Consider the following 22,205-nt stretch of genomic DNA (forward strand, 5'->3'; position numbering starts at 1 on the left):
GGCCCCGGGGGCTCTAGCCGAGGGTGCGGTAGCCGCCGCGGAAGTAGAGCAGCGGTCGGCCGCCGGGGGCGGGGACCGTGGCCTCCAGGACGCGGCCGACCAGCAGGGTGTGGTCGCCCGCGGGTATCCGCTGTTCGGTGCGGCACTCGACGGCGGCCAGCGCGCCCTCGATCAGCGGGGCGCCGGTCTGCGGGCCGCGCCGGTGCGGGGTGTCCCCGAACAGCAGCCGGTCGCTGAGCCTGCCCTTCATGGCGAAGCGGGAGCCGAGCGTCTTCTGCCCCTCCGCCAGCACCGAGACCGCCCAGGTGTCGACCCGGGAGAGCACCTCGTCCATCCGGGAGTCCTCGCGGACCGAGATCAGCACCAGCGGCGGCTCCAGCGACACCGAGAGGAAGGACGTGGCGGTCATGCCGATGTCCTCCCCGTCCTCCGGGTCGTGGACGGTCACCAGGCTCACGCCGGCGGCGAGCTGGGAGAGTGCTGCCCGGAACTCGTCGGGCGTGGCGTGGGGGGCAGCGTCGGGCTGCGGGGACGGGTACACGTACCGCACGGTAGCTGGCGACCGCGGGGGACGGCATCGGGCCGTGGTCGTAGGACCAGCGGTGCGGGTCGGGTCGGGCCGGGCCCGGAGCGGACTCACCCTCAGGAGTGAAGCCGGGGGACCGGCGGGTGCACCGGGCTTCAGCGTGCGGCCAATGCGGTCGACCACGAGAAATGTTCCGATAGCGCCCTATGTCCCGCTATGGGACGGATGAACTGATTAAGGACGCATTAGTGTCGTGTGATTTAAGTCACAAGTGGCGGCCTATTGCTGACCGAGCGTGCCGAACGCTGTGCTCCCTGTGATTCAGTTCTTCTGGCAATCGGACGATAACCAATCAAGAACTATCCGAAGCAGCCGGGGAGCCCCCGCATGGAAGCCGAGTCGGAGCCGTACGTCCGTCTCGCGACCCTCCGCACCTTGCACCGGGTCGTGGCGGACCTCAACGCTGCCCGCAGCCTGGCGGGCACGCTGCAGGCCGTCGTCGAGGGCGCGGTGCACGGACTCGGCTTCGACTCCGCCGCGGTCAGCCTGGTCCGGCCGGACGGCGACCTCGTGGTGGCGGCCGTCTGGGAGCTGGAGGAGAGCCCGATGGGCGGGCCCTCGGTGCTGCTCGGCCAGGTCGGCTCGCGGGAGTCCTGGGACCGGTTGCTCGGCGTCAGCGACCACTGGGGCACCCTGCGCTTCCTGCCGTACGACCGCGGCTGGGCCGTCGCCAGCGACATCCCGCGCTGGATCGGGGACGGCCCGCTGCCCGTCTACGCCAACGACTGGCACCCCGCCGACGGGCTGCTCGCCCCGATGTACAGCGCCGGCGGCGACCTGCTCGGCGTCCTCTCGGTGGACCGCCCGCGCAGCGGCAAGCGACCCGGAGCCTGGACCCGCGAGGCGTTGGAGATGTTCTCGCTGCAGGCCTCCATCGCGATCGGCAACGCCCGGCTGCGGGCCGAGATGCAGCGCGCGCTCGCCCGGCTGGAGAAGGAGCAGCAGGCCCTGCGGGCCAGCGAGGAAAGCTTCCGCCAGGCCTTCGAGTACGCACCGAGCGGGATGGCCATCACCGAACTGCACGGCGCCGGGCGCGGCCAGCTGACCAGGGTCAACGACGCGCTCTGTCGGCTGCTCGGCCGTCCCCGGGCGGTGCTGCGCCAGCAGAGCTTCGCGGACCTGGTCCACCCCGAGGACCGGGCGCTGTTGGAACGCACCAGCGCCGAGAGCGGCCGGGCGGAACTGCGGCTGTCCCGGCGGGACGGCGGCTACCAGTGGGTTTGCCTGCGCAACTCGATCGTGGCCGACGCGGCCGAGGGCCCGAGCTTCCTGCTCACCCACGTCGAGGACATCGAGGACCGCAAGCGCCACGAATTCCAGCTCGCCCACCGGGCCAGCCACGACGCGCTCACCGGCCTGCCCAACGGCGCGGAGCTCAAGGCCCGGCTGGGCCGCCGACTCTGCTCCGAGTCGCAGCCGGTCGGCGCCGCCGCCATGTCCGGCGAGGTCGCCTACCCGCCCCCGTACGGCTACCCGGCCGACTCGTACAGCGCGCACGCGGCGTACGACGGCCTGGAGGGGGCGGAACCGTACGCCGGTCCGGTGCACGGATACGGGTCGGCCGAGGGCGGCGGCCTGCTGCCCGGCCTCGCCCCCGGCTACGGGGAGCACGTGCACGCCGTGGTCCCGGCCGAGTACGGGCCGGCCGGCGACGCGTGGTCCGCGCCGTTCCGCTCCGGCCCGTCGGCCCCGGCGGACAAGGGGCTCGCGGTGCTCTTCTGCGACCTGGACGGCTTCAAGTCGATCAACGACCGGTTCGGGCACAACGCGGGCGACGCGGTGCTGGTCGAGGTGGCCCGGCGGTTGAGCGGGGCGGTCCGGGACGGCGACACGGTGGCCCGCCTCGGCGGCGACGAGTTCGTGGTGCTGGCCGACGGGATCGGCCGCGAGGAGGCCAAGGACCTCGCCCACCGACTGCGCAACGCGATCATCCCGCCGATGCGGATCGACGGGCGGGCGATGCGGGTGGGGGTGAGCCTGGGAATCGGCTGGGCCGGCTGCGGGATGAGCATCGAGGAGGTGCTGCACACCGCGGACGAGCGGATGTACGACGAGAAGCGGGCTCGTGGCGGTGCGGTGCGGGGGGCGCGCGGGGAGCGCTCGCACCGACGGGCGGGCTGACGGGGCCCTCCGCGCTTCGATCGGCTGTTTTCCGAGGTCGGTCGGGTGCCGAGCATCCGGCGCCGCGCAGGTTACCCGCGAGTTGTCAAGGGCTCTTTTCCCGCTGTCGGCTACGGCAGGTAGGGTTCCCCGTACGACAGCGTCCATGATCTGCGCCGCCCGCAGCCCGGCGGCGCTCACCGGATGGGGGAACAGACCACCGTGACGACCGCCGGCGACAACGGAGTGCCCGAGGGCCAGGGGGGCGGTGCCCCGCAGGACGACGACCCGTTCGGCTACCTCTACCGCCCGGCCGACGGCTCCACCGGGCAGTCGGCCGAGCCCCAGCAGGGCGTGCCCCGGACGTCGTACAACCGGCCGATGGAGGTCGGGCGCGCGCAGTACGGCCAGCCTTACCAGCAAGGGGGGCCGCCGCGTGCGCAGCAGCAGCCGTACGGCCAGCCCGGCCCGTACGGCCAGCAGCCGGTGCCGCAGCAGCAGGCCCCGTACGGCCAGCCCGGCATGCAGCAGCAGGCCGAGTACGGCGTGCCCGCCCAGCAGACCCGCTACGCCGAGCACTCCCGGCCGCAGCCGGGGGAGGAGCGGCAGAGCAGCGGCCGGAGCAAGGGTGCGGTGATCGGCGCGGTCGCCGTGGTCGCGGCGATAGCGATCGGGGCCGGCATCGCGCTCTCCACCGGTGACCCGGACGGCGACAAGAACGCCAAGGGCGGCGGCACCGCGACCACCGCCCCGCCGGCCCCCAGCACCCCGGCGAGCAGCGCCACCAGCGGGACGGCCTCCCCCTCGGCGAGCGCCGCCGCCACCAATGGGCCGTCGACCGTGGACGCCGGCCAGTTGCAGGGCCAGAACGCGCCGTCCGGCAACAGCGTCAAGGGTGCCAAGTCCGCCGACGGCAGCTACCTGACGCTCCAGCAGGGCGGCTCGGTGACCTGGAACGGCCAGATCGCCACGGCCGGGACGTACAAGCTCACCTTGCACTACAACAACGCCGGGGCGGACGTGAAGGGCGCTGCGTCGGTCAACGGGAAGGACTGGGCGAGCGGGCTGACGTACAAGAACTACGTCCCCGGCAAGGACCCGGCGTCGTCCTGGTACACCACCTGGATACTCCCGCAGTTCCAGGCCGGGGCGAACTCGGTCACCTTCACGGTGCCCTCCGGGCCGATCCTGATCGACCAGATCACCGTCGAGCCGAGCGCCTGAGGCTCTGTCGGAGATGTGAACGGCCGCCCGTCCCCGGTGGGGGAGGGGCGGCCGTTGCCGTTGCTCAGGCGGACTTGACGGTGGGGAACTTCTCGCCGCCGGCGACCCAGCGGCCCTGGCGCATCACGGCGACCAGGTCGTAGCTGTCGGAGTCGAGCACGACCAGGTCGGCGAGCTTGCCGGTCTCCAGGGAGCCGACGGAGTCGGCGAGGCCGAGCAGACGGGCCGGGGTGGCGGAGAGCGACTCGACGGCCTGGTCGAGGGTCAGGCCGTTGACGGTGACCGAGCGCTTGAACGCCACGTCCAGGGTGAGGGTGGAGCCGGCGATCGCCCCGCCCTCGACCAGCCGGGCGACGCCGTCGGTGACCTCGACCTGGAGGGGGCCGAGGGGGTAGAGGCCGTCGCCCATGCCGGCGGCGCCCATGGCGTCGGTGATCAGGGCGACGCGGTGGGCGCCGGCGGCGCCGTAGGCGAGGTCGAGGACGGAGGGGTGCAGGTGCACGCCGTCGTTGATCAGCTCGACGGTGACCCGCTCGTCTTCGAGGAGGGCGACGATGGGGCCGGGGGCGCGGTGGGCGATGCCGGGCATGGCGTTGAAGAGGTGGGTGGCGACGGTGGCGCCGGCGTCGATCGCCTCCAGGGTGGTGGCGTAGTCGGAGTCGGTGTGGCCGACGGCGGCGATGACGCCGAGGTCGGCGAGCATGCGCACCGAGTCGAGGCCGCCGGGGAGTTCGGGGGCGAGGGTGACCATCTTGGCGTGGCCGCGGGCGGCGTCGACGAGCTTGCGGACGAGGGCCGGGTCGGGGTCGCGCAGCAGGTCGGGGCGGTGGGCGCCGCAGCGGCCCGGGGAGATGAAGGGGCCCTCGAAGTGGATGCCGGCCAGGACGCCGTCCTCGACGAGTTCGGAGAGGACGTGGGCCTGGCGGGCGAGGTCGTCGATCTCGCCGGTGACGGTGGAGGCGACGGTGGTGGTGGTGCCGTGTTCGAGGTGGGTGCGGGCGGCGAGCAGGGCCTCCTCGGTGATGCCGGAGGCGTAGGAGGCGCCGCCGCCGCCGTGGACGTGCAGGTCGACGAAGCCCGGGACGACGGTGTGGCCGGTCAGGTCCAGGTCGCCGGGCTCGGGCGCACCACCGAAGCCGGCGATGCGCTCGCCCTGGACGGCGATCCGGTCGCCCTCGACGACGCCGCCGGGCAGGACCAGTCGGGCGCCGGCCAGGGCAGTACGGTCACGGTCCGCGGTGGTCACGCGGTCACCTCCATCGAGAGCAGATCCCAGGCGAGCAGGCCCGCGCCCAGGGACGCGGCGGTGTCTTTGAGCATGGCGGGCACGACCTTCGGGGGCATCTGGAAGGTCAGGCGCTCGGTGACCGCCGCGCGCAGCGGAGTGAAGAGCGTGTCGCCGGCCTCGGCCAGCCCGCCGCCGACGATCACCGTCGACGGGTCGAGCAGGCTCTGGGCGAGCACGATGCCGTCGGCGAGGGCGTCGACGGCCCGCTGCCAGACGGCGAGCGCGCGGTCGTCCCCGGCGGCCACCGCGGCGGCGCAGGATGCCGCGTCGGCGTCGGGGGCGCCGCTGGCCTCGGCCCAGGCGCGGGAGACGGCGGAGGCGGAGGCCAGCGTCTCCAGACAGCCGCGGGCGCCGCAGCCGCACTGCGGTCCGCCCGGGCGGACCACGACGTGGCCGATCTCGCCGCCGTAGCCGTGGGCACCGGCCTCGATCCGGCCGCCGATGCCGATGGCGCCGGCGATGCCGGTGCCCAGGGCGATGAACAGGAAGCGGTCCACGCCCCGGCCGGCGCCGAGCCGGCCCTCGGCCAGGCCGCCCGAGCGCACGTCGTGGCCGAGGGCCACCGGCATCGCAGGGCCGCCGGGGGCGGCCAGGCGCTCGCCGAGCAGGCTGCGCAGCGGGAGGTCACGCCAGCCGAGGTTCGCGGAGAAGACCGCGATCCCGTTCTTCTCGTCGATCGTGCCGGGGACGGCCACGCCGGCCGCGAGCGGGGCGACGCCGAAGCGACTGCGGCCCTCGTCCGCCAGATCGGCGGCGAAGTCGAGGATGGCGGCGACGACGGCGTCGGGGCCGTGCTCCCGCCCGGTCGGTCGGCGTGCTTCGAACAGCACGGAGCCGTCCTGGGCGAGCAGCGCGGCCTTCATGCCGGTGCCGCCTACATCGAGTGCGATGACGTGCTTCACGGAGGACAGTTTCCCTTGGTCGGGCCGAAGAGGTCTAGTCCAGTTCTTGGATTGGTCTGGTCCATACTGGGTGAGCTTTGTCTCGGGTGCGGGGGTGTCCGCCGGGTCCCGACTGTCGGGTGCGGGCTGTCGGTGCGGGCTGTGTGTCGGTCGGCTGTTGCGCATCGTGCAATGAAGCCGGGCACTTCGGTAACTACTCGGCGGGTGGGGCCGAGTGGTGTGGACCAGTGGACAGCGGGTTTGGCAGTGTTGCGCGTCCCCCCTGCCGGATTCCCTCATCCGGCCGCAGTTCATCCCCTGAAGGCGGTACCCGCGTTGAACAGGCGTGCCCACGTTTCCACCCGTGTGCTCGGTAGTGCGATGGCCGGAGCACTGGTGCTCACCGCGGTCAGCGCGTGCAGCGGGCAGGGCGACGGGCCGGTCACGATCAAGCTGGTCGCCGCGGACTACGGGGAGAGCGTCGAGACCAGCTCCAAGCACTACTGGGACGACGTCTCCAAGGCCTTCGAGGCCGCCAACCCGGGCATCAAGGTCCAGGTCGAGGTCGACAGCTGGACCGACATCGGCAAGAAGGTCGACGACATGATCGCGGCCGGGAAGTCGCCCGACCTGCTGCAGACCGGCGGGTTCGCCGACCAGGTCGCGGCGGACCGGCTGTACCCGGCGGCGGACGTGCTCTCGATGGACACCCAGGCGAAGTTCATGGACAACTTCGCGCACGCCGGGCAGGTGCTGGGGACCCAGTACGGGATCCCGTTCGTGTCGTCGTCGCGGGTGCTCTTCTACAACAAGGCGATCTTCAAGCAGGCCGGCGTCACGCAGCCGCCGACCACCTGGAACGAGCTGCGGGCCGCGGCCGAGAAGATCAAGGCCAAGGTGCCGGGAGTGACCCCGTACGGGCTTCCGCTGGGGCCGGAGGAGGCGCCGGCCGAGTCGATGCTGTGGACGCTGAGCGGCGGCGGGAGCATCTCGGACGACGTCGGCAACTACACCATCGACAGCGACCAGAACCAGGCCACGTTCAGCTGGTTGAAGAACAACCTGGTGAGCACCGGGCTGACCTATGCCGACCCGGGCAAGATGAACCGCACGCCGGTGTTCCAGGACTTCGCGTCGGGCAAGGTCGCGATGCTGAACGGGCATCCGACGCTGCTGCGGATGGCGTCCGCCGGGAAGATCGACTTCGGGACGGTGCCAATTCCGAAGAAGGACGGGGTGGGGAAGACCGGGAGCCTCGGGGTCGCGGACTGGATGATGGCGTTCAAGGCCAACGGGCACAAGAACGAGATCAAGAAGTTCCTGTCCTTCGTCTACTCCCGCGACTACCAGCTGAAGTTCGACGAGCAGTACAACCTGCTGCCGGTGACCCAGGACGCGTTCAACCAGATGTCGTCCGACCCCAAGCACGAGGACCTCAAGCAGTTCGCGGTCGGGCTGACCAACGCGAGCTTCTACCCGTTCGGGGACCCGGCCTGGGGTGAGGTCAGCAACCGGATCAAGGCCGGGATCGGGCAGGCGGTCACGGGGGACCCGAAGCAGGTGCTCGGCGGGCTGCAGGACTCGGCGGTGAAGGAGGCGGCCCGGGTCCGCAAGCAGTAGGACCCGGGGCTTCCCGGTCTCACCCGGGGAGCGTGATCGCGTAGGCCTTGCGGAGGGTCTCGTGGACGGTCCAGGTGGTGCGGTCGCCCTCGCGCAGGACGGCGCAGTCGCCGGGGCCGACCTTCAGGGTCGGGCCGCCCTCGATCTCGATGGTGGCCCGGCCGCTGAGCACCACGAACATCTCGTCGGCCTCGACGTCGGTGACCACGCCCGGGGTGATCTGCCAGATGCCGCGCAGCTGGCGGCCGTCGGGGGACTCGGAGAGGACCTTTCCGGTGACCTCGGGGGTGCCGGAGACGATCTGGGACGGGTCGAGGGGCTCGGGGGCGAGCTCGGTGGCGGGGATGTGCACGGCGAAGCTGATCACGGGTCGACGGTAGCTGTGGGGCGGGGGCGCGGTCGTCCCGCAGAGTGTGTCGGGGTTCGGCGGGAGAATGACACTCCGTAGTGATGGGCGGAGGTGTCCTCGGTGGGCGAGCTGAGTGAGCGGGACCGGGCGGTGCTGGCGCTGGAGGGGCGGCAGTGGCGGACGGCGGGGGCCAAGGAGCGGGCGATCCGGGAGGAGTTGGGGCTCTCCTCTACGCGGTACTACCAGCTGTTGAACGGGCTGTTGGACCGGGAGGAGGCGTTGGCGGCTGCGCCGGTGCTGGTGAATCGGTTGCGGCGGGTTCGGGAGGTGCGGCGCGGGGCGCGTTGAGGGGGTGTCTGTTGTGGGGGGCTTTCGGGAGGGTGGGTGGCCGGGGGCGGCTCCGGGGGCTGGATGATTTTCCGACTGCCCATTCTGTTGGGTGGGGCGTTGGGTGCGGTGGCAGTCTGAAAATCACCCGTCATACCCCTCTCCGGGCCCCCCCTGCGCCGCCCCCTCCCGCAGCGCGTCCCTCTCGCTGGAAGGGACGGGGGGGTGGGGGCGGGTGGGGGTGCTGTAGGTGGGGTGGTGCGGGTTTTGGTGTGGGCGCGCGGGCTTTGTCCTGCGCGCCCATGTCTGTGGAGGGGGCGCTCCGGGGTACGGGGGTTGGGGGTGGGGGTATGGGCTGGTGTATGGGCCTTGAAGAGATGGTTGTGCCGGTCACTGATGCCGGGCGGGACGGGTTGCGGGCGATTCTGGCGGCGCCGGGGGATGCGGTGGTCGCGTTGGACTTCGATGGGACCTTGGCGCCGATCGTGGCGGATCCGGCGCTGGCTCGGGCGCATCCGGGGGTGGTGGGGGCGTTGCGGGGGTTGGGGGCCGCGGTGGGGGCCGTGGTGGTGGTGACGGGGCGGCCGGCTGGGGTGGCGGCTGAGTACGGGGGGTTCGAGGGGGTGCCGGGGCTGGTGGTGCTGGGGCACTACGGGGCCGAGCGGTGGGAGGGGGGTGTGGTGACGGCGCCAGAGGTGCATCCGGGGGTTGCGGGGGTGCGGGCGGCGTTGCCGGAGTTGTTGGAGCGGGTGGGGGCGCCCGAGGGGACGTGGGTGGAGGACAAGGGGCGCTCGGTGGCGGTGCACACCCGGCGGACGGGGGCGCCGGAGGAGACGTTGGAGTTGTTGCGGGCGCCGGTGGGGCAGCTGGCCGCCGAGTACGGCCTGGTGGTGGAGCCCGGGCGGCTGGTGTTGGAGCTGCGGCCGCCGGGGGTGGACAAGGGGGCGGCGCTGACCGGGTTCCTGCGGGAGCGGGGGGCGCGGGCGGTGCTCTTCGCGGGGGACGACCTGGGGGACTTGGCGGCCTTCGCGGCGGTGGAGGAGCTGCGCGGGCAGGGGGTCGCGGGGCTGCTGGTGTGCGCCGGTGCGGTGGGGGACGCGCCGGTGCGCGAGCTCGCCGACCGGGCGGATGTGGTGGTCGACGGGCCGGAGGGTGTGGTGGAGCTGTTGGGCGCTCTGGGGGAGGCGGTCAGAGGGAGTTGAGCTGGTCGAGGAACCACTGCTGCGGGGGGAGCGTGGTGGCCGCGGCGGCGAGGCGCTTGGTGCGGTCGGCGCGCTCCTCCGGGCTCATGGTGAGGCCGGTGTGCAGGGCCTCGGCGGTGGCGATGACGTCGTAGGGGTTGACGGTGAGGGCGTCGTCCTTGAGTTCGCTGTGGGCGCCGGCCTCGCGGGAGAGGACGAGGGCGCAGCCGTTGTCGGAGACGACCGGGACTTCCTTGGCGACCAGGTTCATACCGTCCCGGATGGGGTTGACGAGGGCGACGTCGGCCAGGCGGTAGGCGGCGAGGGAACGCGGGAAGTCGTCGTTGACGTGCAGGATCAGGGGTTGCCAGGTGGGGGTGGCGAATTCGGTGTTGATGGCGTCGGCGAGGTGTCGCACCGACGCCGTGTAGTCGCGGTATTCGGCCAGGTCGGTGCGGGAGGGGTAGGCGAAGGCGATGTGCACCACCCGGTCGTGCCACTCGGGGTGGGTGCGGAGCAGGTGCCGGTAGGCCTGGAGGCCGCGGACGATGTTCTTGCTCAGCTCGGTGCGGTCGACCCGGACGATGGTGCGGCGGTCGCCGACGGCGGTGCGCAGGGCGGCGAGGCGCTCGTCCACGTCGGGACGGTGGGCGCGTTCGCGGAGGAAGTCGGCGTCGGCGCCCAGGGCGTGCACGCCCAGCCGCGTGGTGCGGCCCGCGTGGGTGACGGTGAGCGTGTCGTGGTCGACCGTCGCGCCGAGCAGGTCCTCGCAGCAGGCAGCGAAGGCGCGGGCCCAGCGTTCGGTGAGGAAGCCGGCCCGGTCGGCGCCGAGGATGCCGGTGAGGACGGCGCGGGCGACGTCGTCGGGGAGCATCCGGTAGTACTCGGGCGGGGCCCAGGGCGTATGGGAGAAGTGGCCGATCCGCAGGTCCGGGCGGGCCTCGCGGAGCAGGGCCGGGACCAGGGAGAGGTGGTAGTCCTGGACGAGGACCGCGGCGTTCGGTGCGGCTTCGACTGCCAGGGCCTCGGCGAAGGCCGTGTTGTAGGCCTGGTAGGCGGCCCATTCGGTGCGGAAGCCCGCGTCGAAGGAGGGCGCGGTGGGGGTCGCGTAGAGCAGGTGGTGGACGAACCAGAGGGTGGAGTTGGCGACGCCGTTGTAGGCGTGGGCGAAGGTCTCCGGGTCTATGTCCAGCATCCGTACGGCCTGGCCGCCGACGTCGTGGCCGGCCAGGTCGAGGCGGCCGGCGGGGGCTTCTCTCGCGGCTCGGCGGTCGGCGTCGCCGAGGGCGGCGCACACCCAGACGGCGCTCGGGTCGTCGATCGCGGAGAGGCCGGAGACGAGGCCTCCGCCGCCGCGGCGCAGGGTCAGCGTGCCGTCGTCGGCGGTGCTGAAGGACACCGGTCCCCGGTTGGAGGCCACCAGGACGGGGGCGGTGCCGGTCGCGCTCGAACGTTCGGTCGTGAGATCGCCCATGGTTGGTACGTTGCCGGGGGTCTGGGTTGGCAAACGTTTCAATGGCGGGCCGCGTACTCGGGCACGGTGTGCATCGGGGGGCGTTCCAGGGCGGTCACCGGGTGGCTGTGGGCGGTGAAGGCGCGGGTTTCCGGGTCGCGGGTGAACTGGGTGAGGTGGGGGTGGACCAGGTCGGCGGAGGCCTTGAGGCGGTGGGTGCGGTCGAGGCGTTCCAGGGCGGTGCGGTAGATGGTGGCGGCCATCCGGCCGAGGGCCTGGCCGTCCTGGTGGCGGTGGTGTCGGACGCCGACGTCGACCTGGGCCAGGGCGTCCAGGCCGACCAGCTCCAACGCGTCGACCAGGAGGCCGAGTTCGACGCCGTAGCCGGTGGGGAACGGCAGCCGTTCGAGTAGTGAGCGGCGGGCCGCGTACTCGCCGCCGAGGGGCTGGACGAAACCGGCGAGCTCCGGCCAGTGGAGGTTGAGCAGGGGGCGGGCGACGAGTTCGGTGACCCGGCCGCCGCCGGCGGGGAGGATCGCGCCGGAGTCTGTTTCGAGGGGGCGGTCGTACATGGCCTTGACCAGCTGGATGTCGGGTTCGGTGAGCAGGGGCCCGAGGATGCCGGAGACGAAGGCGGGGTCGAACTCGCGCAGGTCGGCGTCGACGAAGCAGACGATGTCGCCGTGGGTGACCAGCAGCGAGCGCCAGAGCACCTCGCCCTTGCCGGGGACGGCGGGCAGCCGGGGCAGGATGGCGTCCCGTTGTTCCACCCGGGCGCCGGCCTCGGCGGCGACGGTGGCGGTGGCGTCGGTGGAACCGGAGTCGAGTACGACCAGTTCGTCGACCAGAGGAATCCGGTCCATCAGTTCGCGCCGGACGGTGCGGACGATGTCGCCGACGGTGGCCTCCTCGTCGAGCGCGGGGAGGACGACGCTGACGGTCTGCCGGGTGCGCCGCTTGGCCTCCAGCAGGGTGTGAACCGGCCGGTCGGCCGCGCTCCACGAGCGGCGGTGCAGCCAGGACGCCGCCTGCGGGAGGAGTGCGGGGGTCGGTTCGGCGGGCACGGTGAATCTCCTCGGCGAGGTCGGGTGGAACGGGCCATCTCGCTTGGCGGACGGTCCCTTTCAGGTTTGACGCCTTCGGATACAGTCTTCGTACAGCGGTCGGACCTTCGCACGCCGGGGTCGCCGCTGAACCACAACTTCACAAGCTCATCCAGAGGGACTGAGGGAACGGCCCGTTGACGTCCCGGCAACCTTCTCGCTCGGCTGTCTTCAGGCCCCGGCGGGACAGGTGCCAATTCCGGCCTGTGGCGCGACCGTGTCACGGGGAAGATGAGGAGAGAGGCCTCCGCCATCATGGCTATCGACACTGTCGCACCCTCCCCCAGCCTTCGGCCGGGGGGACCCCCACCGGTTGACCTCGGCCCCGCCGCCGCCCTGTCCTGTCGGGAGTGCGGCACCCGCTTCCCGCTCGGCCCCAGCTTCGCCTGCCTGGAGTGCTTCGGGCCGCTGGAGATCGCGTACGAGTTCGGGAGCGGGCGCGCCGAGGAGCTGCGCAAGCGGATCGAGGCCGGTCCTGCCTCCATCTGGCGTTACGCGCCGCTGCTGCCGGTGCCGGCCGACGTGGCGTCCAAGCCGAATCTGAACCCGGGGTGGACCCCGCTGGTGAAGGCGGACAACCTGGGCCGGGAGCTCGGGTTCACCGCTCCGCTGCACGTGAAGGACGACTCCGGGAACCCGACGCACTCCTTCAAGGACCGGGTGGTGGCCTGCGCCATCGAGGCGGCGCGGGCGTTCGGGTACACCACGCTGTCCTGCTCCTCGACCGGCAACCTGGCCGGCGCGGTGGGCGCGGCGGCGGCCCGGGCCGGGTTCCGGTCCTGCGTCTTCATCCCGCACGACCTGGAGCAGGGCAAGGTCGTGATGGCCGGGGTGTACGGCGGCGAGCTGGTGGGCATCGACGGCAACTACGACGACGTGAACCGCTTCTGCTCGGAGCTGATCGGGGACCCGGCCGGCGAGGGCTGGGGTTTCGTGAACGTCAACCTGCGTCCGTACTACGGCGAGGGCTCCAAGACGCTGGCGTACGAGATCTGCGAGCAGCTCGGCTGGCGGCTGCCGGAGCAGATCGTCATCCCGATCGCCTCGGGCTCGCAACTGACGAAGATCGACAAGGGGCTGCAGGAGCTGATCAAGCTCGGTCTGGTGGAGGACCGGCCCTACCGGATCTTCGGCGCCCAGGCCGAGGGCTGCTCGCCGGTGTCGGCCGCGTTCAAGGCGGGCCGGGACGTGATCAAGCCGGTCAAGCCGGACACCATCGCCAAGTCGCTGGCGATCGGCAACCCGGCGGACGGCCCGTACGTGCTGGACATCGCCCGTCGGACCGGCGGGGCGGTCGAGGACGTCACGGACGAAGAGGTCGTGGCGGCGATCCGGCTGCTGGCCCGGACCGAGGGGATCTTCGCGGAGACCGCGGGCGGGGTGACCGTCGGCGTGCTGAAGAAGCTGGTCGAGACCGGTCAGCTGGACCCGGCCAAGGAGACCGTCGCGATCAACACCGGCGACGGCCTGAAGACGCTGGACGCCGTCTCCGACGCCGGGATGACCGCCGTCATCCGCCCGACGCTGGAGTCCTTCCGCTCCGCCGGTCTCGCGTCCGTCTGAACCACCCCCACCCCCGCTAGGAGAGCCATGAGCGCCAAAGTCCGCATCCCCACCATCCTGCGCACCTACACCGGCGGCGCGGCCGAGGTGACCGCCGAGGGGGCCAGCCTGGCCGAGGTCATCGCCGACCTGGAGCAGAACCACGCGGGCATCTCCGCCCGGATCCTGGACGACACCGGAAAGCTGCGCCGCTTCGTCAACGTGTACGTGAACGACGACGACGTGCGGTTCGCCGAGGGCCTGGCGACCGAGATCGGGGACGGCGCGAACGTCTCGATCATCCCGGCGGTGGCCGGCGGCTGCTGAGCCGTCGTCCCGCTTCCCGGCCGCCCGTACGTACGGAATTCGACTCTCCGTATGTGCGGGCGGCCGCTGGCATTTCGGCGGGAATATTTCCGGGTCAAGTCGGAGTAGAGTGTGGCTCTGCTGGGAACGGGGCTTCCCTTCCGACTCGCGCAGTGCTTGGCCGGAGGTCGTCCGGACGCTGAGACCGACTCGCGTCCCGGGCCGTGAAACATGTCAGGCGGATGTCAGAATTCCTGCGGGGTTTTGGGTAATTCGTCCGCTATGTCCGGCAGGAAATGCCGATTTCACCCCGATTTGTTCGGCCTTGTCTCTCGACGGGGCCATGGAATTCCTGGCGGCTGGCCCTGTTGCAGAGGGCGTCGATCCGGATACATTCAGCGGCGGTCGGCGTAATCGACCGCCCATCGGAAGCCGTTCGGCTTTCTGTGCGGAGGATTGCGGCGTGCACGGCTGCGCTCAGGGGGGGTTCCCCGGGCCGGCCTTCAACCAGACCCGGGCCCGCGACCTGCGGGCACGTGAAGGGCCAGCACAGCACTAGGGGAGTTCGGAATGGCTCAGGGCACCGTCAAGTGGTTCAACGCGGAGAAGGGCTACGGCTTCATCGCGGTCGACGGTGGTGCGGACGTGTTCGTCCACTACAGCGCGATCCAGATGGACGGCTACCGCACCCTCGAGGAGGGCCAGCGGGTCGAGTTCGAGATCTCTCAGGGACAGAAGGGCCCGCAGGCGGACATGGTTCGCGCGGCGGTCTGACCCCTTCCGACTCCAGGAGCTCGGCACGGCCCACCGCTGGTGGACCTCCTGCTTCTCGACGGGCCCGCACGACACGTGTCGTGCGGGCCCGTTCGCGTTCCCGTCCGCGCTCGCGGACGGGGCTCGACGGCGGCTCGCGGGTTGCCGTTTGGGCTTGCACTCGATCACCCGGAGTGCTAATCATTGGCGTTAGCACTCACAGCGTGAGAGTGACAGCGGACCGGGTCGGTGAGGCCCCCGGGAGCGGTAGGGGAATGGACCCCCGCACACCAGGGCCGTCCGTCGCGGGCACCCCTTGGTCCGAGCAGTCGACCGTGTCCCGGAGGACCACTTCAGATGGCCAAGATCATCGCCTTTGATGAGGAAGCTCGCCGCGGCCTTGAGCGTGGCATGAACCAGCTCGCCGACGCAGTGAAGGTCACGCTCGGCCCCAAGGGTCGCAACGTCGTGCTGGAGAAGAAGTGGGGCGCCCCCACGATCACCAACGACGGTGTCTCCATCGCCAAGGAGATCGAGCTCGAGGACCCGTACGAGAAGATCGGTGCGGAGCTCGTCAAGGAGGTCGCCAAGAAGACGGACGACGTCGCGGGTGACGGCACCACCACCGCCACCGTGCTGGCCCAGGCCCTGGTTCGCGAGGGTCTGCGCAACGTCGCCGCCGGCGCCAACCCGATGGCCCTGAAGCGCGGCATCGAGAAGGCCGTCGCCGCCGTCTCGGACCAGCTGCTGGCCCAGGCCAAGGACGTGGAGACCAAGGAGCAGATCGCCTCCACCGCCTCCATCTCCGCCGCTGACACCCAGATCGGCGAGCTCATCGCCGAGGCCATGGACAAGGTCGGCAAGGAAGGCGTCATCACCGTCGAGGAGAGCAACACCTTCGGTCTGGAGCTCGAGCTCACCGAGGGCATGCGCTTCGACAAGGGCTACATCTCCGCCTACTTCGCCACCGACCTGGAGCGCATGGAGGCGACGTTCGAGGACCCGTACATCCTCATCGCCAACTCCAAGATCGGCTCGGTCAAGGACCTGCTCCCGCTGCTGGAGAAGGTCATGCAGAGCGGCAAGCCGCTCGTCATCATCGCCGAGGACGTCGAGGGCGAGGCCCTGTCGACCCTGGTCGTGAACAAGATCCGCGGCACCTTCAAGTCCGTCGCCGTCAAGGCCCCGGGCTTCGGCGACCGCCGCAAGGCCATGCTCGGCGACATCGCCATCCTCACCGGCGGCACCGTGATCTCCGAGGAGGTCGGCCTCAAGCTGGAGAACGCCGGCATCGACCTGCTGGGCACCGCCCGCAAGGTGGTCATCACCAAGGACGAGACCACCATCGTCGACGGTGGCGGCGACAGCGAGCAGGTCGCCGGTCGCGTGAACCAGATCCGTGCCGAGATCGAGAACAGCGACTCGGACTACGACCGCGAGAAGCTCCAGGAGCGCCTCGCCAAGCTGGCCGGCGGCGTGGCCGTCATCAAGGCCGGCGCGGCCACCGAGGTGGAGCTCAAGGAGCGCAAGCACCGCATCGAGGACGCCGTCCGCAACGCCAAGGCCGCCGTCGAGGAGGGCATCGTCGCCGGTGGTGGCGTCGCCCTGCTGCAGGCCGGTGTCGCCTTCGACAAGCTGGAGCTGGACGGCGACGAGGCCACCGGTGCCAACATCGTCAAGGTCGCGCTGGAGGCCCCGATCAAGCAGATCGCGACCAACGCCGGCCTGGAGGGTGGCGTCGTGGTGGAGAAGGTGCGCAACCTCCCCGCCGGTCACGGCCTGAACGCCGCCACCAACGAGTACGTCGACCTGGTCGCCGCGGGCATCATCGACCCGGCCAAGGTCACCCGCTCCGCGCTGCAGAACGCCGCCTCCATCGCGGCGCTGTTCCTCACCACCGAGGCCGTCATCGCCGACAAGCCGGAGAAGGCCGCCGCGGCCGCCGGCGGCGGCATGCCGGGCGGTGACATGGACTTCTGATCCTGATCGCTTCGATCGGATCGGTTGATTCCTCGTCCGCGTGGGCGGCTCCCTTCGGGGGGCCGCCCACGCGGCGTTTCGGGCTGCGGGAGTTTCGGGGGAGGATGGACGGATGGCTTCCGACGACATCGAGACCGCCCTGCACAACGCGCGGGCACTGATCCTGGCCGACCTCACCGCGCGCGACGTGGCGGACGCCGCCGTCGTCTCGCTGGTGGAGCAGGCCGTCACGCACCGCCGCTGGTGGCTGGAGCAGTGGCCGGACGGCACCGAGTACGTGCTCGGGCTGGTCGCCCAGGACGTCCAGGACGCGCTGCTGGAGGCGTACGGGCGGTGGCCGCTGTGCACCGACTGCGCGGCCGACGGGGACCCGCACGCGCTCGGTGTGGAGCCGGAGTTGGGGCCGGAGCCGCACTGGGTGTGCGGCAAGCGGGGCGCGGTGGTGGCGCCGGTGGGCAAGCTGGTCTAGTTTTCGAGCTTTTGGAGTTCGGCCGTCAGGTTGGTGCGGGCGGTCGCGGTGAAGCGCTCGCGGGCGGCGGGGGTGCGGTAGAGCGCCGGGAGCGCGAGGAGTTGGCGCAGCACGGCGGCCCGGCCCGCGCGGAAGTCCGGCTCCGGGACGAAGTCGTACTCCGCCCGGACGGCGGCCGCGTACGCCGCGTACGCCTCGGGGGAGCCGCCGAGGACGGCGAGGTCCGCGTCGCAGAGCACCTCGCCGTCGCGGTCGCCCGGGGCGGGGTCGTGGGTGACGGTGAGCAGGACGAGCCGTTCGACCTCGGCGACCCGCCCGGCGGGCAGGCCGGCGGCGGTCAGTGCGCGGACCGCCAGGGCGGCGCTGCGCTCCTCGTTCTCGGTGCGGTCGGGCCGGTAGACGGCGTCGTGGAACCAGGCGGCGAGCCGGACGGCGTCCGGGTCGGCGGCGTGCCCGGCGAGCTCGTCGACGTGCCCCAGGACCGCGCGCAGGTGGTCGGGGTTGTGGTAGCGGCGCTGCGGCTCCGACCAGCGGCGCAGCAGCTCGCGTCCGTACGGTTCGGGGTCGTCGGTGGCGCCGCAGCGGTGCAGCAGGGCGGTCCAGGCGGGGAGCAGGTCCTCGGTCGCGGTGGGCATGCGGCCCATTCTGTCGACGGGTTCGGGTGGACGGTATATGCCGGTCAGCGATATATATAGACGCATGACAGAACGCTCCATGCAGGAGCCGACGCTGCTTCTGCTCACCGCGCTGGCCGACGCCCCGAGGCACGGCTATGCGCTCATCCAGGAAATCGCCGCGATCTCGGACGGCCGGGTCAAGATGCGCACCGGCACGCTCTACGGCGCGCTCGACCGGCTGCTGGGCCAGGGCCTGATCGAGGTCGCCGCCGAGGAGGTCGTGGACGGCCGCGCCCGGCGCACTTACGCGCTGACCGACGCCGGTCGGGGCGCGCTGGCCACCGAGGCCGAGCGGCTGCGGGCCGTGGCCACCGAGGCGGAGCGCCGGCTCTCCGTCGCCGTTGTCCGTCCGAGGGTCAGGGGGGCCTTCGCATGAATGAATCGACTGTTGCCGTACGGACCGCGCTGGCGCTCTACCCGGGCCGCTACCGCCGCGAGCGCGGCGACGAGCTCGCCGTCGTCTTCGCCGACACCACGGCGGAGGCGGGCAGGTTCGCCAAGGTCCGGGAGCTCTTCGACCTGGGTGCGTACGGGCTGCGGATGCGGACCGGGCTGACCTCGACCTCGCCGGGCGGGCGGCTGGCGGCGCTGACCGCGCCGCTCGCGGCCGGGGCGGTGGCGGGGATCGCGGCGGTGATGATGTACGCGGACGAGGGTGGGTACCAGGCTCCGAATTCCACGCGGGTGCTGCTGAGCCTGCTGGCCTTCTGGGTGTTGAACGGGTCGGCGGTGCTCTCGGCCGGCGCGGTGCTGCTCGGGCGGTGGACGGCGGCCCGGCTGCTCGCCGGGGCGACGGCCCTCGCGGTGGTGGCGGACCTGCTGCTGCAGCTGAGGGCGTCGATCGGCGGTGGGCTCTGGGAACTCCTCTACGACTTCCAGTGGGACGGGCCGTTCCTGCTCTGGGCCCTGGTGCTGCTGGCCGCGCCGCGCGACGCGCTGCCGTCGCCGACCTGGCGGGAGCGGGGCATGGTGGTGGCGGCGGCGCTGTCGAGCCCCTTCCTGGTGCTCTCGACCTCCTTCTACCGCAGCTGGCACCACCTGGACCTGCCGTGGCGGGCCGCGATGGTCTGCGTTCCGCTGCTGATGGCGCTGACCGCGCTGCGCGGGTGGTACGTGGTGGCCGTTCCGGGGCTCGCCGCGCTGCCGTGGACACTGAGCGTCAACCTCAACGCGATCTGGCAGCAGGTCGGCGGGACGTGGCGGCTGCTGCCGATGGCCGCGGTGACGGTCGCGGTGATGGTCGCGCTGGTCCTGGTGGGCCGCCGCAAGGGCCCGGCCGGGCCGGGTGGGCGGCAGCCGGCCTGAGGCCCGCGCCCGGAAAGGGGGCCGGAAAGGGGGTGCGGTCTCGCCGGGGGTGGTCGGATGTGGCAGGCTGTCGAATATGTCTAGACCAATTTTCGAAGTCATCGCGCTGACGCCCCAGGACGCCCAGGCCGCCGAGTCGGGCGGTGCCGACCGGCTCGAACTGGTCACCGACATGGCCGCCGACGGACTCACCCCGTCCGTCGAGGACTTCGCCCGGATCCGGGCCGCCGTCGGCATCCCGCTGCGCGTCATGCTGCGGATCCGGGACGGCTTCACCCCCGGCGACCTGGACGAGCTGTGCGAGCGGGCCGCCGCCCTGCGGGCCGAGGGGGCCGAGGAGTTCGTCCTCGGCTTCCTCGGCGTCGACGGCGCCGTCGACCTGGCCGCCACCACGGCCGTCGCGGAGGCGATCGCCGGTTGCCGCTGGACCTTCCACCGGGCGATCGACCACAGCGCCGACCGGGCCGCCCTGCGCGCCGCCGTCGGCTCCCTGCCCGGGCTGGACACCTTCCTCACCTCCGGCGCGGCCGCCGGGGTCGACGCCGGGCGCGAGGCGCTGGCGGCCGAGCTGGCCCGCGCGGGCCAGCCCGGGTACGGCCAGCGGATCCTGATCGGCGGCGGCCTGCGGGCCGAGCACCTCAAGGAGCTGCGGGCGGAGGGCTTCGACGCCTTCCACGTCGGCGGCGCGGTGCGCGTCGACGGGTGGGAGACGCCGGTGGACGCGGCCAAGGTCGCCGAGTGGCGGGCACTGATCGACGGCTGAGCGTGGAAGCGCCGACAGCCGGGCGAGCCGTGCCCGTCGTGCGGGGAGGGGGCCGGGGCGTTCGAGACCCGGCCCCTTCCGCGTCGTCAGCGCAGCTGCTCCGGCAGCGGCTCGGCGTGCAGGACCGTCAGACCGGAGACCGCGCGGGTCAGCGCCACGTACAGCCGGCGCAGGCCGGTCCGCTCGTCCGGCTCGCCGGCGATCACCGCGGCCGGCTCGTCCAGCACCACGTAGTCGTACTCCAGACCCTTGGCCAGCGAGGCCGGGACCAGGGTCAGCCGGGAACCGGCGCTGGTCTCGGTGCCGGGGGTGAGGTGCGGCAGCCCGGCCGCGGTCAACGCCTCGGCGAGCAGCGGGATCCGGGCGTCGGCCGCGATCAGGCCGGTCGAGCCCTCGTGCTCCAGCGCCTCCCGGCAGGCTTCCAGGACCGCCTCTTCCCACTCGGTGATTCGACGGATCGTCAGCGAGCCGGGGGTGTCGCGGACCGAGGTCGCCGGGGCCAGGCCCGGGGCGATCGCCGGGAGCAGCCGGGAGGCGTACGCGATGACCTCCTCCGGCACCCGGAAGCCCTTGGTCAGCTCCTCGACGTGCGCCTCCGGCTTGCCCAGGTGGTGCAGGGCGTCCGGCCAACTCGCAGTCGCCCACGGGGTGGTGCCCTGGGCGAGGTCTCCGAGGACGGTTGCCGAGCCGGTGGTGCAGCGGCGGCCGACCGCGCGGTACTGCATCGGGGAGAGGTCCTGGGCCTCGTCCAGCACCACGTGCCCGAGCGAGGGCGTGCGCTGCACCAGGTCCGTCGCCTCGTCCACCAGGACGGCGTCGGCCGGCGTCCAGCGGGCGGTCTTCACCGAGCGGCCGGGCTTGGGCCACAGCACCGCCTGCTGCTCCTCGGGGGTCAGCACGCCCTCGGCGCACTCGGCCAGGAACTCCGGCTCGGAGAGCAGCCGCAGCACCAGCTTGGCCGGGTCGACGGCCGGCCAGCACTCCTTGACCACGGCCTTGACCGCGCTGTTGCGGGCCACCGCGTCCTGCACCCGGTCGTCCGGAGCCTCGCCGCCCTGCTCCATCTTCAGCAGCACGGCGTGCGCGATGCGCTGCGGCAGGGCGTCCCGGGCGGCGCCGTAGCGGACCTCGCGGCCCTTCAACTCCTCGATGATCTCGACCAGTTCGTACGCCGGGACGCGCCAGCGGCGGGAGCCGCGGACCACCACGCAAGGCTCGGTGGGCAGCGTGATGCCCGCCCGCACCGCCCGGCGCAGCACTTCGGCCATCCGGGCGTCGCCCTTCAGCCGGGCCGCCTCCGGGTCGTCCTCGCCCTTCACCTCGACGTGCGCGACCAGCTGCTGCACGGTGGCCTGGGCGACGTCCAGTTCGCCGAGGGCCGGGAGCACCTGCTCGATGTAGGAGAGGAAGGCGGTGTTCGGGCCGATCACCAGGGTGCCGGTCCGGGCCAGCCGCTCGCGGTGCGCGTACAGCAGGTAGGCGACACGGTGCAGGCCGACAGCGGTCTTCCCGGTGCCGGGCGCCCCCTGGACGCAGATGGTGCCCGTGACGTCGGAGCGGACGATCTCGTCCTGCTCGGGCTGGATGGTGGCGACGATGTCGCGCATCGGGCCGACGCGGGGCTTCTCGATCTCGGCGGCGAGCAGCGCGGACGCGGTATCCAGCTCGGCCGGGTCGGTGAGGTGCTCGTCCTCGTAGGCGGTGAGCTCGCCGCCGGTGTAGCCGAAGCGGCGGCGGCGTTCGACGTCCATCGGCTCGGTGCGGCTGGCCCGGTAGAACGGCTGGGAGACCGGCGCGCGCCAGTCGATCACCATCGGGTCGCCGTCGGCGTCGTGGACGTGGCGGCGGCCGATGTAGAAGTTCTCTCCCCCTCCGCCTTCGCTGAGCTCCTCGTTGATCGCGTGGAGGTAGTCGAGGCGGCCGAAGAACAGCGGGGTGTCGGCGAGGTCGGCCAGGGCGGCGATCCTGGCCTCGATCTGGTTCTGGAGGATGACGGCGGACACCCAGGTGCCGGTCACGTCGCGCAGGTCGAGCGACTGGACGTCCTCGCGCATGGCTCGCAGCGCGGCCCGGGACGCGGCGAGGTGGTCGCGTTCGCGCTGGAGGGGGTCGGTGGTGGGGGTGGCGGGCACAGCGAACCTTCCCGGCTGCCCCGGTTGCGGGCGCAGCGGATCGATGGAGCTCACGGTGAGTACAGCCGACCGGTTGCCGTGCGGTCGGCACCTCCCCCGGCTGCCTGCGGGACACCGCCAGGTACCACGGTTCGGGAGGGGGCAGGCGGACGATCTTAGACCCGTC

21 protein-coding genes and 1 riboswitch are annotated in these 22,205 nt (G+C 72.1%); of the genes, 13 read left to right on the forward strand and 8 right to left on the reverse strand.

Features of this window, described 5'->3' with window-relative positions; genetic code table 11:
- Window positions 1-13: 13 nt before the first annotated feature.
- Window positions 14-550 (reverse strand): flavin reductase family protein, encoded by a 537-nt coding sequence (locus ACFQ87_RS26005; RefSeq protein ID WP_380613217.1) that lies wholly within the window; start codon window positions 548-550, stop codon window positions 14-16.
- 363 nt (window positions 551-913) lie between these two features.
- Between ACFQ87_RS26005 and ACFQ87_RS26010 the strand changes: the two genes are divergently transcribed.
- Together ACFQ87_RS26010 and ACFQ87_RS26015 are read left to right on the forward strand one after the other, a co-directional pair.
- Window positions 914-2,707 (forward strand): diguanylate cyclase domain-containing protein, encoded by a 1,794-nt coding sequence (locus ACFQ87_RS26010; protein WP_380613218.1) that lies wholly within the window; start codon window positions 914-916, stop codon window positions 2,705-2,707.
- 201 nt (window positions 2,708-2,908) lie between these two features.
- Window positions 2,909-3,910, forward strand: a complete 1,002-nt coding sequence (locus ACFQ87_RS26015; RefSeq protein ID WP_380613219.1) for a hypothetical protein — start codon at window positions 2,909-2,911, stop codon at window positions 3,908-3,910.
- A 64-nt stretch (window positions 3,911-3,974) separates the two neighbouring features.
- Here ACFQ87_RS26015 and nagA read toward each other — a convergent pair whose 3' ends face one another.
- Both nagA and ACFQ87_RS26025 read right to left on the reverse strand, forming a co-directional pair.
- Window positions 3,975-5,156, reverse strand: a complete 1,182-nt coding sequence (gene nagA / locus ACFQ87_RS26020) for an N-acetylglucosamine-6-phosphate deacetylase (RefSeq protein WP_380613220.1) — start codon at window positions 5,154-5,156, stop codon at window positions 3,975-3,977.
- Window positions 5,153-6,100 (reverse strand): ROK family protein, encoded by a 948-nt coding sequence (locus ACFQ87_RS26025; protein ID WP_380613221.1) that lies wholly within the window; start codon window positions 6,098-6,100, stop codon window positions 5,153-5,155. The genes nagA and ACFQ87_RS26025 overlap by 4 nt, the downstream gene beginning before the upstream one ends.
- A 360-nt stretch (window positions 6,101-6,460) precedes the next feature.
- On the opposite strand from ACFQ87_RS26025, the gene ACFQ87_RS26030 reads away from it, so the two are divergent.
- Window positions 6,461-7,699, forward strand: a complete 1,239-nt coding sequence (locus ACFQ87_RS26030) for an extracellular solute-binding protein (RefSeq protein WP_380613222.1) — start codon at window positions 6,461-6,463, stop codon at window positions 7,697-7,699.
- Window positions 7,700-7,718: 19 nt separating this feature from the next.
- On the opposite strand, the gene ACFQ87_RS26035 is transcribed toward ACFQ87_RS26030, so the two are convergent.
- Complete coding sequence (locus ACFQ87_RS26035) at window positions 7,719-8,066, reverse strand: cupin domain-containing protein (RefSeq protein ID WP_380613223.1); 348 nt, start codon at window positions 8,064-8,066, stop codon at window positions 7,719-7,721.
- A 102-nt stretch (window positions 8,067-8,168) separates the two neighbouring features.
- On the opposite strand from ACFQ87_RS26035, the gene ACFQ87_RS26040 reads away from it, so the two are divergent.
- Window positions 8,169-8,396, forward strand: a complete 228-nt coding sequence (locus ACFQ87_RS26040) for a DUF3263 domain-containing protein (protein ID WP_380613224.1) — start codon at window positions 8,169-8,171, stop codon at window positions 8,394-8,396.
- A gap of 356 nt (window positions 8,397-8,752) precedes the next feature.
- Window positions 8,753-9,577, forward strand: coding sequence for a trehalose-phosphatase (gene otsB, locus ACFQ87_RS26045; protein WP_380613225.1), 825 nt, complete (start codon window positions 8,753-8,755; stop codon window positions 9,575-9,577).
- On the opposite strand, the gene ACFQ87_RS26050 is transcribed toward otsB, so the two are convergent.
- Entirely contained in the window at window positions 9,564-11,030 is a 1,467-nt protein-coding gene (locus ACFQ87_RS26050; protein WP_380613226.1) for a trehalose-6-phosphate synthase, read from the reverse strand. The genes otsB and ACFQ87_RS26050 overlap by 14 nt on opposite strands.
- A 38-nt stretch (window positions 11,031-11,068) precedes the next feature.
- Complete coding sequence (locus ACFQ87_RS26055) at window positions 11,069-12,073, reverse strand: glucosyl-3-phosphoglycerate synthase (RefSeq protein ID WP_380613227.1); 1,005 nt, start codon at window positions 12,071-12,073, stop codon at window positions 11,069-11,071.
- A 144-nt stretch (window positions 12,074-12,217) separates the two neighbouring features.
- A riboswitch (SAM riboswitch) is annotated at window positions 12,218-12,350 on the forward strand.
- Window positions 12,351-12,367: 17 nt separating this feature from the next.
- On the opposite strand from ACFQ87_RS26055, the gene thrC reads away from it, so the two are divergent.
- The 5 genes from thrC to ACFQ87_RS26080 all read left to right on the forward strand — a co-directional run bounded on the left by thrC (window position 12,368) and on the right by ACFQ87_RS26080 (window position 17,162).
- A complete protein-coding gene (thrC, locus tag ACFQ87_RS26060; protein ID WP_380613228.1) occupies window positions 12,368-13,675 on the forward strand; it encodes a threonine synthase in 1,308 nt (435 codons plus the stop codon).
- 27 nt (window positions 13,676-13,702) lie between these two features.
- A complete protein-coding gene (locus ACFQ87_RS26065) occupies window positions 13,703-13,981 on the forward strand; it encodes a MoaD/ThiS family protein (RefSeq protein WP_380613229.1) in 279 nt (92 codons plus the stop codon).
- 549 nt (window positions 13,982-14,530) lie between these two features.
- Window positions 14,531-14,734: a cold-shock protein gene (locus ACFQ87_RS26070; RefSeq protein ID WP_030289665.1), complete on the forward strand. Its 204-nt coding sequence runs from the start codon at window positions 14,531-14,533 to the stop codon at window positions 14,732-14,734.
- A 336-nt stretch (window positions 14,735-15,070) separates the two neighbouring features.
- Entirely contained in the window at window positions 15,071-16,693 is a 1,623-nt protein-coding gene (gene groL / locus ACFQ87_RS26075; protein ID WP_045692318.1) for a chaperonin GroEL, read from the forward strand.
- Window positions 16,694-16,805: 112 nt separating this feature from the next.
- Window positions 16,806-17,162, forward strand: a complete 357-nt coding sequence (locus tag ACFQ87_RS26080) for a hypothetical protein (RefSeq protein WP_380613230.1) — start codon at window positions 16,806-16,808, stop codon at window positions 17,160-17,162.
- Here the strand turns inward: ACFQ87_RS26080 and ACFQ87_RS26085 are convergent.
- Complete coding sequence (locus ACFQ87_RS26085; protein WP_380613231.1) at window positions 17,159-17,797, reverse strand: hypothetical protein; 639 nt, start codon at window positions 17,795-17,797, stop codon at window positions 17,159-17,161. The genes ACFQ87_RS26080 and ACFQ87_RS26085 overlap by 4 nt on opposite strands.
- A 64-nt stretch (window positions 17,798-17,861) precedes the next feature.
- Here ACFQ87_RS26085 and ACFQ87_RS26090 point away from each other — a divergent pair, with 64 nt between their 5' ends.
- The 3 genes from ACFQ87_RS26090 to ACFQ87_RS26100 all read left to right on the forward strand — a co-directional run bounded on the left by ACFQ87_RS26090 (window position 17,862) and on the right by ACFQ87_RS26100 (window position 19,907).
- Window positions 17,862-18,215: a PadR family transcriptional regulator gene (locus ACFQ87_RS26090; protein ID WP_380613232.1), complete on the forward strand. Its 354-nt coding sequence runs from the start codon at window positions 17,862-17,864 to the stop codon at window positions 18,213-18,215.
- Entirely contained in the window at window positions 18,212-19,144 is a 933-nt protein-coding gene (locus tag ACFQ87_RS26095; protein ID WP_380613233.1) for a hypothetical protein, read from the forward strand. Before ACFQ87_RS26090 ends, ACFQ87_RS26095 begins: the two co-directional genes overlap by 4 nt.
- Before the next feature lie 76 nt (window positions 19,145-19,220).
- On the forward strand, window positions 19,221-19,907 hold the full coding sequence (locus tag ACFQ87_RS26100; RefSeq protein ID WP_380613234.1) for a copper homeostasis protein CutC: 687 nt from the start codon (window positions 19,221-19,223) through the stop codon (window positions 19,905-19,907).
- 86 nt (window positions 19,908-19,993) lie between these two features.
- On the opposite strand, the gene ACFQ87_RS26105 is transcribed toward ACFQ87_RS26100, so the two are convergent.
- Complete coding sequence (locus ACFQ87_RS26105) at window positions 19,994-22,039, reverse strand: HelD family protein (protein WP_380613235.1); 2,046 nt, start codon at window positions 22,037-22,039, stop codon at window positions 19,994-19,996.
- Between the last annotated feature and the right edge of the window lie 166 nt (window positions 22,040-22,205).

This window comes from Kitasatospora sp. NPDC056531, from assembly GCF_042794375.1.
Lineage (GTDB): Bacteria > Actinomycetota > Actinomycetes > Streptomycetales > Streptomycetaceae > Kitasatospora.